Annotated in this window: 12 protein-coding genes; 5 read left to right on the top strand and 7 right to left on the bottom strand. The window is 26.7% G+C overall.

Going from position 1 to position 13,306, the window contains the following annotated elements:
* Positions 1-549: 549 nt before the first annotated feature.
* The 4 genes from ychF to ispE form a co-directional block, all read right to left on the bottom strand.
* A complete protein-coding gene (ychF, locus tag CRV10_RS01145) occupies positions 550-1,611 on the bottom strand; it encodes a redox-regulated ATPase YchF (RefSeq protein WP_136129989.1) in 1,062 nt (353 codons plus the stop codon).
* Between the two features lie 62 nt (positions 1,612-1,673).
* Positions 1,674-2,258 carry an aminoacyl-tRNA hydrolase gene (gene pth / locus CRV10_RS01140; RefSeq protein WP_136129988.1) on the bottom strand — a complete coding sequence of 195 codons (585 nt, stop codon included), beginning with the start codon at positions 2,256-2,258 and terminating at the stop codon, positions 1,674-1,676.
* 152 nt (positions 2,259-2,410) lie between these two features.
* The gene (locus CRV10_RS01135) at positions 2,411-3,358 is read right to left on the bottom strand and encodes a ribose-phosphate pyrophosphokinase (protein ID WP_136129987.1); all 948 of its coding nucleotides are present in this window, start codon (positions 3,356-3,358) and stop codon (positions 2,411-2,413) included.
* 128 nt (positions 3,359-3,486) lie between these two features.
* Positions 3,487-4,353, bottom strand: a complete 867-nt coding sequence (gene ispE / locus CRV10_RS01130) for a 4-(cytidine 5'-diphospho)-2-C-methyl-D-erythritol kinase (RefSeq protein ID WP_136129986.1) — start codon at positions 4,351-4,353, stop codon at positions 3,487-3,489.
* A gap of 612 nt (positions 4,354-4,965) precedes the next feature.
* On the opposite strand from ispE, the gene hemA reads away from it, so the two are divergent.
* The 5 genes from hemA (at position 4,966) to CRV10_RS01105 (ending at position 10,579) form a co-directional block, all read left to right on the top strand.
* A complete protein-coding gene (gene hemA, locus CRV10_RS01125; protein WP_136129985.1) occupies positions 4,966-6,222 on the top strand; it encodes a glutamyl-tRNA reductase in 1,257 nt (418 codons plus the stop codon).
* Positions 6,223-6,260: 38 nt separating this feature from the next.
* Complete coding sequence (gene prfA, locus CRV10_RS01120) at positions 6,261-7,343, top strand: peptide chain release factor 1 (RefSeq protein ID WP_136129984.1); 1,083 nt, start codon at positions 6,261-6,263, stop codon at positions 7,341-7,343.
* Positions 7,343-8,188 carry a peptide chain release factor N(5)-glutamine methyltransferase gene (gene prmC, locus CRV10_RS01115; RefSeq protein WP_136129983.1) on the top strand — a complete coding sequence of 282 codons (846 nt, stop codon included), beginning with the start codon at positions 7,343-7,345 and terminating at the stop codon, positions 8,186-8,188. The genes prfA and prmC overlap by 1 nt, the downstream gene beginning before the upstream one ends.
* Positions 8,189-8,353: 165 nt before the next feature.
* Entirely contained in the window at positions 8,354-9,160 is an 807-nt protein-coding gene (gene sirB1, locus CRV10_RS01110) for an invasion regulator SirB1 (protein WP_199733832.1), read from the top strand.
* Positions 9,161-9,364: 204 nt separating this feature from the next.
* A complete protein-coding gene (locus tag CRV10_RS01105) occupies positions 9,365-10,579 on the top strand; it encodes a bifunctional succinylornithine transaminase/acetylornithine transaminase (protein ID WP_136129982.1) in 1,215 nt (404 codons plus the stop codon).
* A 22-nt stretch (positions 10,580-10,601) separates the two neighbouring features.
* Here the strand turns inward: CRV10_RS01105 and nadE are convergent, their stop codons facing one another.
* The 3 genes from nadE to hxpB all read right to left on the bottom strand — a co-directional run bounded on the left by nadE (position 10,602) and on the right by hxpB (position 12,893).
* Positions 10,602-11,426, bottom strand: a complete 825-nt coding sequence (gene nadE, locus CRV10_RS01100; protein WP_136129981.1) for an ammonia-dependent NAD(+) synthetase — start codon at positions 11,424-11,426, stop codon at positions 10,602-10,604.
* Positions 11,427-11,477: 51 nt separating this feature from the next.
* On the bottom strand, positions 11,478-12,017 hold the full coding sequence (locus CRV10_RS01095; RefSeq protein ID WP_136129980.1) for a metal-dependent hydrolase: 540 nt from the start codon (positions 12,015-12,017) through the stop codon (positions 11,478-11,480).
* A gap of 207 nt (positions 12,018-12,224) precedes the next feature.
* Positions 12,225-12,893: a hexitol phosphatase HxpB gene (gene hxpB / locus CRV10_RS01090; protein WP_136129979.1), complete on the bottom strand. Its 669-nt coding sequence runs from the start codon at positions 12,891-12,893 to the stop codon at positions 12,225-12,227.
* Between the last annotated feature and the right edge of the window lie 413 nt (positions 12,894-13,306).

The following is a 13,306-nucleotide window of genomic DNA, read 5'->3' as shown; positions in this document are numbered from 1 at the left end:
TACTAAGTTAGTTTATCTTAATATTATACTACAAAAATTCTTTAGCAAGAAAACATTTGTAGTATTTAATACTTTTATATTTTATAACATTCAACTATTTATTACATATACTGACTATTCATATAGAACTAATGATTTTTTATTTATTTACAATGAAATATTCGATTATTTTAATATATTATTATAGTTTTCATGAAAAACATTAGAAGATATAAAGGAACAAACCAGTTTTTTGAAAATAATAAAAGTATTTACTAAATAAAATATATACACAAAAAATCTTTTTCTTTCAAATTGTATTAAAATGTGCATTTTCTTATGTATATATTATCTTCCGTAAGATTTACACTATAACAATTTATAAATTTGATATTTGATCACTAAAAAAACCTTAAGAAAATTTTAAAAATTTACACTTAATAGATGAACAATGCAAATCTTAAAAAAAATAATATATATACTTGATACTTGTTAGTAATTTTTTAGTTTAACAAAAATAACCAAACTTAAGCAATTAGGCACTTCGTTCTTCCATATCTTAATTAAGTATTAAACATTGAATAGAAATTTAATAATATCTCCATCTTGAACAATATAGTTTTTACCTTCTGAACGCATTTTCCCAGCATCTTTTGCACCTTGTTCTCCGCTATAGAATAAATAATCACGAAAAGAAATAGTTTGTGCACAAATAAAACCTCTTTCAAAATCACTATGAATTTTACCGGATGCTTTTATTGCGCTTGTACCGATGGGAATTGTCCAAGCTCTAATCTCTTTTATGCTAGCAGTAAAATAAGTATGTAAATTAAGTAATGAATAACCGGCACGAATTACATTATTAAGAGAACTCACCTTTTCTGTCTTATTTGTAAATTCATTAAAGTTGGAGTCAATTGACGCACACAGGGGAATTACTATTGAATTTTCCTTTTCAGTAAATTTATGCAACTGAGATAAAAATCTATTATTTTGTAAATTATTATCTTCAATATTTGCGATATACATAATTGGTTTTATTGTTAATAAATTTAGATAATTAATAAAAGATTTTTCTTGAATACTTAAATTCAATATTCTTAACATTTTTAAATCTAATAAATGAATTAAACATTTTTCCAATACATTAAATTCATTATTAATATCTTTATTATTTATGTTTCGTTTTTTTATTTTTTTAATAGCATTCTCACAAGTAATTAAGTCAGCTAAAATTAATTCTTCATTAACAATATTAATATCTTCTATGGGATTAACTGTACCTGTAACATGAATGATATTATCATTATTAAAACAACGCACTACATGACATAAAGCATCAGCTGTTCTAATATTATTCAAAAATAAATTTCCTAACCCCTCACCCTTAGAAGCACCCTTAACCAATCCTGCAATATCAATAAATTCCATATGTGTTGGCACTAATCTTTCTGGATTAAGCAATGTTGATAATTGCTGTAATCTTAAATCAGGCACAGAAACCAAACCAATATTTGGCTTAATTGTACAAAATGGAAAATTTGCTGATTTTACATTTTTACCAGTAAGTGCATTAAAAATAGTAGATTTACCTACATTAGGTAAACCTATAATACCGCATTTAAATCCCAAATCTTAATTTTCCTTATACCTTATGTTTATTACTAATAATCATTTATACAGTCAGATAATAATTACGAATTAAACGCATTAAGTCTATTTATTGCTTTATGATAATCATGTGTTAACCAAATTTCTGTGCAAATTATTGCCTCATTGATAACATTACAAATAAGTTTTTTTTCATTGTTAGGTGGTTCACTAAGAACAAATTGGCTAATGTGATTACGATTTCTGGGACGACCAACGCCAATTCTTAATCTATAAAAATTTTTACTATTACCTAATTGTTTAATTATATCTCTTAAACCATTGTGTCCTCCATGACCACCACCATATTTAAATTTCGCTATGCCAGCAGGAAAATCAAGCTCATCATGTGCTATCAATATTTCTTCTGGTAAAATATTATAATATGTTGATATAGCTTTTACTGCTTGTCCACTTAAATTCATAAAGGTATTTGGCATTAATAGATAAATTTTATCACTACTAATACGCATACTAGAAGTAAATCCAAAAAAACTAAGACTATTTTTTATAGTAAGATTATGCTTTTCTATCAATAAATTCACATACCAAGCGCCCACGTTATGTCTTGTATCTATATATCTTGCTCCTGGGTTCAAGAGACCAACTATTAATTTAATTTTATTCACTTTTCAATTATACCATAACAATATCAAAATATCCTTATTACTATATAAAACTTTTATTTAGAATAGATCAATAAAATAAGCTAAATATAATTTTAATGAAAAAAATAGTAAAATATTTTAAAAATTAAATAAATTAATTTTTAAATAATATATCAATGTTCAAACATAGCGGATATAGATTCATTATTACTAATACGTCTAATTGCTTCAGCTAACATTCCGGATAAAGTTAATGAACGAACATTTGGTAAAGATTTTATTTCTTTAGATAAAGGAATAGTATCGCATACTATTACCGTATCAATCACTGAATCATGTAAATTTTTTGCTGCAAGGCCAGAAAAAATAGGGTGTGTAGCGTAAGCAAAGACACGCTTAGCACCACGTTCCTTTAAAGCTTCTGCTGCTTTACATAAAGTACTTCCTGTATCAATCATATCATCTATTAAAATACAATCTCTATCAGAAACATCTCCTATAACATGCATAACTTGAGCAACATTATAATGGGGTCGACGTTTATCAATAATTGCCATATCTGTATCATTTAATAATTTAGCAATGGCACGAGCACGGACTACTCCACCTATATCAGGAGAAACTACAATAGGATTTACTAAATCTATACTTAACATATCTTCTAATAAAATTGGACTGCCAAATACATTATCTACTGGAACATCAAAAAAACCCTGTATTTGTTCAGCATGTAAATCTACAGTAAGGACACGATCAACTCCAACATTAGAAAGAAAGTCTGCTATTAATTTTGCAGTAATAGGGACGCGTGCAGAACGTACTCGTCTATCTTGACGAGCATAACCAAAATATGGAATAACTGCAGTAATACGACCAGCAGAAGCTCTACGTAATGCATCTACCATTACAAATAATTCCATCAGATTATCATTGGTAGGATAACAAGTGGATTGAATTATAAAAATATCTCCTCCACGTACGTTTTCATTTATTTGAACACTTATCTCTCCATCGCTGAATCGATTAACAAAAATATTACCTAAGTTAGTATATAAACGATTTGCAATTAATTGTGCCAATTCCGGAGTAGCATTACCAGTAAATAATTTCATATCTGGCATAATAATTTCCTCATAATTTTTCAAAAATAATGCTTTAATTAATGAAATACCTATAAATTTTTGTTCGTATAAATTTAGATATTTTGTTAAAAATAATCATTGTTTATAATTTAACTAATCTAACTAATCTAGCTAGTGGTGTGAATTATTCTTGACAAGACTGTATGAAGAGGAGACATATTAATACCTTTAGCTATAAATCCAACAGCATATTTAGGAATTAATTTCATTAAATCATAAGCATCTTGTTTATTATTACATTCGGAAAAAACGCAAGATCCAGTTCCAGTTAATCTTGTAGGTGCGTACCTTGAAAGCGAAGAAATTATTGAATCAATTTCAACAAAATTACTTCTAACTAAATTTTCACAATCATTAGTAAAAGGTAATTTTAATAACTGATTCATATTACAATATTTCGTATTTCTAGTTAAATTATTCGAACTAAAAATATCTGAAGTATTAATATTAATATTAGGATAGGTAATAAGATACCATTTTTGTTTGATATTAACACGCCTGAGTTTTTCTCCTACTCCTTCAGCAAAAGCTGAATATCCATGAATAAATAATGGTACATCAGCACCTAATTGTAAACCAAGTTCAGCAAGTTGATTTATTGTAAATTTAGTTTTCCAAAGATAATTAAGTGCTACTAGAATTGTAGCAGCATTAGAAGATCCACTACCTAATCCACTACCTATAGGTAATTTTTTTCGTATGCTAATAGTCGCACCTGAATTTATCAATAAATATTTTTTTGCTGCTAGTTTTAATAACTTTGCTGCTTTTACAATTAAATTGTTTTCTTTTGGTATATCTATTAATTTCGTAATTAAATTAATATGACCACTATCATTTACTTTTATTTCTATCAAATCGCTATAATCAATAAATTGAAAAAGAGTTTGCAGATTATGATAACCATCTAATCTACGACCAGTTATATACATAAAAAGATTTAATTTTGCAGGCGCTGGCCAAATAGTCATCATAATATATCCTGATTCTTTTAATGTTGATATTTCACATATTTCAGTAAATATCTAATTGAATGATTATTTTAACTTTATTTTCAATAGTACATATAATATCTATAAAGCAAATATTATTATTTAATGATTAATATCATTAACCACTTAATTGATTATACTGAAAAAATAAATAATAATATACACTCAAATAAAATTATTCTTAATAATAATTACTTGTATTATAAATTATTATTTAATAACAATAGAAAAATAAACTAATTAATTTTATATAACATTTAATTTCATAGTTATTTTGATTTTTATTAATAGTTGATTTATATTAATTACAGTACTTTTTCATATGATGTATTATTACCGAATATATTATGAACTTAATAAAACTGTTTTATTGTTAAATATCGATTATGTCTTAAAATATTATTTGTGAATAATCTGTTGCATCAATTAAAAAAATCAATAATTTTTCAGATGTATTAGAACTATATTGATTGATAGTTATAAATGATTTTAGTTTGATATCTTTTTTATTTGTTTTTATCATACATGATAATCTTTTAAAAATATATCTTTGAAGAATAATCATTCAATTATAAAATATTTGAAGTCTTGCTAATGACATTGCTTGTTCTTGGAATTAATCATAAAACTGCTCCTCTTAATTTACGTGAATGTATATCATTTGGGCCAGAGATCATTAACCAGGCTCTTGATAATTTATTATCAAAGTCTATGATACAAAGTGTTGTATTGCTTTCAACTTGTAATCGAATAGAAATATACGTTAGTACAGACAATAATATTAGTTTGAAAGAATATTTAATGATTTGGTTATGTGATTATCATAAAATCAATAGAGAATATATATGTAATAAAGTATATTATTATCAAGAAAAAGATGCAGTAAGTCATCTAATGCGTGTAGCTAGTGGATTAGATTCTATGATATTAGGTGAATCACAAATATTTGGTCAAGTGAAACAAGCTTTTGCTATATCAAAAAAAAACAATTCAGTAAATAAAGAAATCGATCGAATTTTTCAAAAAACTTTTTATGTAGCAAAACGTATTAGATTTGAAACTGATATCGGATCCAATAATATTTCTGTAGCATTTGCTGCTTGTGCTTTAGTTTATGAAATATTTAATTCATTATCTAAACTGATAGTTTTATTAATAGGAGCAGGTAAAACTATTCATCTAGTAGCACATTATCTACGAAAATATAAAGTAAAAAAAATAATTATTTCTAACCGTACTCGATCCCGTGCTGATATGTTAGCTTTAGAAGTAAATGCAGAAGTAATTAACCAAATTGATTTAGAGAAACATTTACATAGAGCTGATATTATAATATCCTCAACTTCCAGTAGATTTCCTATAATTAGTAAAAATATGATACAAAATGCATTAAAAACAAGATGTAATAAACCAGTGTTTTTAGTTGATATTGCAGTGCCTCAAGATATTGATACTGAGGTTAATACATTACCGAATACCTATCTTTATAGGGTAGATGATTTAAAAAAAATTATAGATAGAAACTCAACATGTCGAACAGCTGCTTTAGTACAAGCTGAAAAAATAGTTCTTCAGGAAAGCAATGAATTCATGCCACAATTAAGATCACAAAATGCTGTTCATAGTGTTCGTAAATATCGAGCACAAATTGAAGCTATTCGCATTGAAATGGAAAAAAGAGCATTGCATGCCTTAAAAAAAGGTACTGATCCTCAAAAAGTTATGCAAGAACTAATTTATAAATTAACAAATCGCTTAATTCATGCACCTATCAAATCTCTTCAACAAGCAGCTCGTAATGGTGATAATGAGCGTTTAAAAATCTTATGTGATAGTTTGGGATTAAATTAAGATATTTTTTAAAACCTTGTTGGGAAATATTATAATAAATGAAAACTTCTATTATTACTAAATTAAAAGAACTTTTAAATCGTCATGAAGAATTAGAGTCTCTTTTAAGTAATTCAAATATATTTAGTAATCAAAAACTATTTAGCAACCTTTCACGTGAATATTCTAAACTTACTAGTATTACTGATTATTTTAGAAAATGGCAAAAAATTAATCAAGATATTGAAAATCTTAAACAATTATCTAAAGATAATGAATTACAAGATATAGCACAAATTGAACTGTGTGAATCTTATAAAAATATTGAAATATTAGAACATAAAATACAAATGCTATTGTTACCTCAAGATCCTGATGATGAACGTAATTGTTTTATAGAAATACGTGCTGCTACAGGAGGAGATGAAGCAGCAATTTTTGCTGGAGATTTATTTCGCATGTATATGCGTTATGCGGAAATATGTAACTGGGATGTAAAAATTATTAATGCTAATGATAGTGAACATGGTGGTTATAAAGAAATAGTTATTCGTATTAATAGTCATAATGCTTATGGTAGACTAAAATTTGAATCTGGTGGACATCGTGTGCAACGTATTCCTGATACTGAATCTCAAGGAAGAATTCATACATCAACTTGTACTGTAGCAGTAATTCCAGAAATAGCAGAAAATGCAATATTGCAAATTAATCCTAATGATTTAAAAATCGACAGCTTTCGTTCATCAGGAGCAGGAGGTCAACATGTTAACACTACTGATTCGGCAATTCGTATAACTCATATACCCACTGGTATAACGGTTGAATGTCAACACGAACGTTCTCAACATAAAAATAAAGCTAGAGCATTAACTATACTTGCCTCTCGTATTGAATCTTTACAAAAAGCCAAACGCCATGCTACAGAAGCTAATTTGCGTCGTAATCTATTGGGAACAGGAGATCGTTCAGATCGAATTAGAACCTATAATTTTCCGCAAGGTAGGATTACTGATCATCGAATTAATCTAACAGTTTATCGTTTAGATGAAATTCTAAACGGAAGGTTAGAGTATTTAATTGATCCTGTTTTACATGAATATAAAGCTGAACAATTAACAACACTATCAGAACAAAATTGATGAATATTCGTGATTGGTTACAAAAAGCAACATTAATTTTATGTAATAGTAGTACTCCAAAACTTGATGCACAAATAATATTAAGTTTTGTTTTAGGAAAATCTCGTACTTGGTTATGTGCTTTTGATGAAATATCTATTAATCACAAAAAAATGGTTGTTTTAGAACAGTTATTAATGAGACGAATGCATGGAGAACCTATAGCTTATTTGATAGGAAAATGTGAGTTTTGGTCACTAACTCTAAGTGTGACACGTGATACTATCATTCCACGATGTGATACTGAAATTCTTGTCGAACAGGCTTTAATGTATTTACATAATAAACCTTTAAAAGTATTAGATCTTGGAACTGGAACTGGCGCAATTGCATTAGCAATTGCTAGTGAACGTCCAAAATGTAAAGTTGTTGGTGTTGATTTTATTGAGAGTGTAATTAAAAATGCACAAAATAATGCTATCAATCTAAATATTACTAATGTTAATTTTATTGTAAGTTATTGGTTTAATAATTTGCCATTAAATAAGTTTGATTTAATTGTAAGTAATCCTCCTTATGTCGAACCTAACAGTCAGTACCTAAATTTGGGTGATATTATTTTTGAACCTATCAGTGCATTAGTGTCTAAAGAAAACGGTTTAGCTGATTTAAAAATTATAATTCAAACTGCAGTACATTGGCTAAAATATAACGGTTTAATTTTATTGGAACATGGTTGGAGACAAAGTGAAGCAGTTCACTGTATAATGCAAAAACATGGATATCGAAACATTCATACTGTTAAAGATTATGCAGGAAATCCACGTGTTACTTTAGGTTTTGCACCTAAATTAGATAGTTGTTAAATTGCATTATATATAACAAGATATAAGAAACTTAATTTATGATGTTATATAAAAGTAATAATTGAATATCAACATAATCTTTTATATTATTTAAAGGGATACATATTCAATTAAATGTTACAATACAATCAATAATGATTAATTAATTTATATTAGGAACATTATATCTTGATTACAAAATTAGATTTTAGTCAAATGATGTTATGTGAAGCAATTATTGATGCTATGGTTGATATTCGTTCTGATTTTCCTTTATCTTTTGTACAAAATCAATTGTCATTTTTAGTTGAAAAAGCAAAAGATTATGTCGGATCAGAAAATAATTCTGATTTAAAAATAAAAAAATTAATTGAACTATTTTATCATAAATGGGGGTTTGGAGGAGCTAGTGGTACTTACAATGTATCAGATGTTTTATGGTTAGATAAAGTATTAAAAACAAGACAAGGTACAGCAATATCTTTAAGCATAATTTTAATTCATATAGCTAGTGAATTAAAATTAACTCTCATTCCAATTATTTTTCCTACTCAATTAATTTTACGTGTTGGTTGGGTTGATAATTACGATTGGTTAATCGATCCATTTAATGGTGAAAAAATTAATATCTCTATTTTAGAAGCATGGTTAAAGGGAAATATTAGTGCTAATGCTAAATTACATGAAAATGATCTTGACGAAGCAACAACAATTAGTGTTATATATAAAATGCTTACAACATTAAAAATTGCTTTGATGGAAGAAAAAAAAATGGAATTAGCTCTTAATGTTAATAAGTTATTGTTGCTAATTAATCCTAATGATCCTTATGAAATTAGAGATCGTGGATTGATTTATGCTCAGTTAGATTGCGAACACGTTGCAATCAACGATTTAACTTATTTCATTGAGCATTGCCCAGAAGATCTGGTAAGTGAGATGATAAAATTTCAAATAAATATAATTAAACAAAAAAAAGTGACAATACATTAATATTATTAAAAATTATACTAACACTAACCATAGTATCTTATCTTAAAACAATTTTTTATTAATTGAAAAATGATTTTTACTATAATTTTTATTATATCAACTACATGATTATAAAAATTTCAACTAATAAATTGTCTAATTTAAAATTATTAATTTGTTTGATTATTATTATTGTATATATGAAATCAGAAAGAGAGTTAGTTTATGTCATTAAAAATTTCACGTCAAGATTTTGATCGATTCATGATACCTGTTTATAATCCTGCTAAATTTATACCGACCCATGCTAAAGGTTCAATAGTTTGGGATCAAGATGGCCAAGATTACATAGATTTTACAGGAGGCATTGCTGTTAATGTATTAGGTCATGCACATCCAATATTACAACAAACTATTCAAGAACAAACATCTAAATTATGGCATATTGGTAATAGTTATACTAATGAACCTATTTTACGTTTAGCTAAACAATTAATCAACGCTACTTTTGCAGATAAAGTTTTTTTTTGTAATTCTGGCGCAGAAGCAAACGAAACAGCAATGAAATTAGCTCGTAAAGTAGCTCTAGATGTATTCGGTAAGGATAAAAGTAATATATTATCTTTTAATAATGCATTCCACGGACGTACTTTTTTTACAATGACTGCTGGAGGAAAATCTGATTATTCGAAACATTTCGAACCACTTCCTAAAGAAATTCAACATGGATCATTTAATGATATGCAATCTGCTGTTCAATTAATTAATAAAAACACTTGTGCTGTAATTGTAGAACCAGTACAAGGAGAAGGAGGAGTTATTCCTGCTAAAGTAGCTTTTCTAAAAAAGCTGAGAGAATTATGTGACAAGTACGATGCTTTACTGATTTTTGATGAAATACAAAGTGGAGTAGGTCGTACTGGATCGTTATATGCTTATATGTATTACGGAGTAATACCGGATATACTGACAACTGCAAAAGCTCTTGGTGGTGGTTTCCCAATTGGCGCTGTATTAACTAAAGAAAAATTAGCAATAGTAATGACTGTAGGAACTCATGGTTCTACTTATGGTGGTAATCCATTAGCAGGTGCATTGGGAAGTAAAGTATTAGAATTAATTAAAAAAGATAAAATCATAGAGGGAGTAGCAGAACGACATGTATGGATTGTTGAACATTTAAAAAAAATCAACAAAGATTTTAATATATTCAAGGAAATAAGAGGTTTAGGATTACTTATTGGTGCTGTTTTAAATGAAGATTTTAAAAATCAAGCCAACAATATAAATATATTAGCTTCTGAATTCGGTGTAATGGTCTTAGTTGCTGGTCCTAATGTTGTACGTTTTACTCCAGCTTTAAATATTAGTAAAAAAGAAATAGAATTAGGTATGCAGAGATTTGCTAAGGCATGTGCATCTTTTATACAAAATAGATAGATTGTTATTAATATTACAACATTTATTTCCAAAAATCATCAAAAATATTTATAGGTAAATGACGTTTATGCTGAGTTTTTAAGTATAGATTCTCTATGATGTTATTATATTTGATATTTACAAATTTTCCTTCTAAATAATCATCTATAATATCATAACTAACTCCCAAAACAGATTCGTCATCTTTAGATGGCTGATTATCTTCTAAATCAGCTGTTGGTTTCTTTAGATATAAATGTTTCGGACAGTGAATTTCTTTTAATAAATTTCTAATTTGGCGTTTGTTTAATCTAAATAATGGATTAATATCAGTACCACCATCACCGTATTTTGTAAAAAATCCAGTAACTGCTTCTGCTGCATGGTCAGTACCTACTACTATTCCTTTATTTATACTAGCTATACTATATTGAACTTTCATTCGCTCTCTTGCTTTTTCATTACCTCTTACAAAATCAGATAAAAAAATGCCAGCATTTTTTAATGACTCTTCACTAGCTAAAACTGCATTTTTAATATTTATTGTGATCTTTCTATCTGGTTTTATAAAAGATAAAGCATCCTGACAATCTTTTTCGTCAATCTGATTACCATATGGCAATCTTACAGCAATAAAGTAATAATCATCTTTATCTGTATCTTTTCTTAATTCAGAAATAGCTAATTGACACAATTTTCCAGTAAGAGTTGAATCTTGACCTCCACTAATACCAACTATTAACGATCTAATGCAGTCATATTTTTTTAAGTATTGTTTTAAAAAATCAATACTATTACGAATTTCTTGATTGATATTAATTATTGGTTTAACTCCAAGAGTTTTAATAATTTCATGTTGTAAAGACATTTTATTGATTCCTTTAATCTAACCATTCACAGCAATATATTATTTATATGTTTAGAAAATTTTAACGTATGAAGAAATATATTTTATTAATACAGGTAAATATATTGGAAATAATATTACACAACAAACTAAACTGAGACATATTTTTTGTTCAATTTTTTTATTTTTTTTATTATTTATTATAGGAATACAGAAACGTTTACGATATGGCCAAAACAAAGGTACTCCTGCAGGAGTTAACATATCAGCAACAATATGACTAAAATAACCCAATATCATACCTTGAAATACATCATCTGGCATTAATAAACTTCTAAAAAAGACATTTTTAAAAAACCATAGAGTAATTAAGGCAAGTAAACTGTGAGTAAATCCTCTATGTCCAAAAGTTACAGATATAGGTTGTGAAATCCATCTTAATTTTTGACCAATTAATGATCTAGGATGATCAATATCAGGAATAAGGCAAGTAGTTAATACAGCTGGAATTAAGTGCCACCAATCTGCCTGTATCATTAATGCGTTTAATATAAAATTTTTAGCAAAAATAGCACTGGCTATAGCAAAAATAATATGACCATTTGTTGTCATGATTTTGTTTGTGAATTTTAAAAATTTTTTATAAATTTGTAATTTATTAATGATTCAATTATATTTTTATCAACAAAAACCTCAATTTAACAAAAATGATTTGTGTTGTTATTCAATGATTAAATCAATACTGATATGTTGATATAAAAATTTAATCATTTAATAAAAGTAATCATTGATTAATTTGTTTGTAATAAGATTATTATCTTAGCCATTTAAGTGTTCAAATGTTAATTGTGTAAGATTATTAAGTTTTACATCTGCTAAACACCATCTTGGATCATTACTATATTCAACTGCAGGTATTACAATTGAACGCATACGAGCAGCCTTAGTGGCAATCATCCCATTAAAAGAGTCTTCTATACTAGTACATTGTTGAGGCTTTACAAATAGTTGATCTGCTGCATCTAAGTATATTTGAGGATGAGGTTTACTGTAAGGTAAAGATTCAGCAGATACAATTAAATCAAAATAACTATTAAGATTAAATAATGTCAACACTCTTTTTAGCATATATAAAGGTGAAGCAGAAACAAGTCCAATTTTCAAATTGTATTTTTTACATAATGTTAGTGCATATTCAACTCCTGGCAATAAAGGTTTTTTTTCTTCAATTAATTCCATTGCTCTTGTTATAATAAAATCTATAACTTCTTTTTTGCTTGGTTTATTTAATGGTATTGATTTATACCACATACATACAGTTTGATCGATTCTTAAACCTATTGTATCGGCTACTTTAGAATGATAAGGCAATGTGATGTTTAGTGTTGAAAGAATATCATTTTTAGCTTGAATCCATAATGGTTCAGAGTCTATAATAATTCCATCCATATCAAAAAAAATAGCTATAATATTTTTATCAGGATACATGAAATATTCCATTAAAATTTGTGATTTATATTATAATTATCATTAGTTAATGTTTATTTTTTTAATTGATAATTAAACCGAATTATTTTAGATTATCAATTTTAGGAAAATAATTTTTATTAAAATTGTTAATTTTATTAGTTTACTATATGCATTTATATGTTACCATACAACAAAAATTATTAAGTAATAAAAATTAACATAAAGTATGAATTACAATTCTATTCAAGTAATTTTAAATTTTTGCTCTCTTATATTAAATACTTGTTAAATATATGATTTATGAAACAATACTTAAGATTAAGTAAAACTTTGTTATTTTAATCATATGAAAACAATACTGTTGTTATGTTATTTAAGTAATATTAGTGTTTAATTTTTTTAATTTAGGTGTAATTATTTTAATAAAAAAT

The sequence above is a fragment of the Candidatus Pantoea edessiphila genome, assembly GCF_002933355.1.
GTDB lineage: Bacteria > Pseudomonadota > Gammaproteobacteria > Enterobacterales > Enterobacteriaceae > Pantoea_C > Pantoea_C edessiphila.
This window is presented reverse-complemented; position numbering and strand designations above follow the sequence as displayed.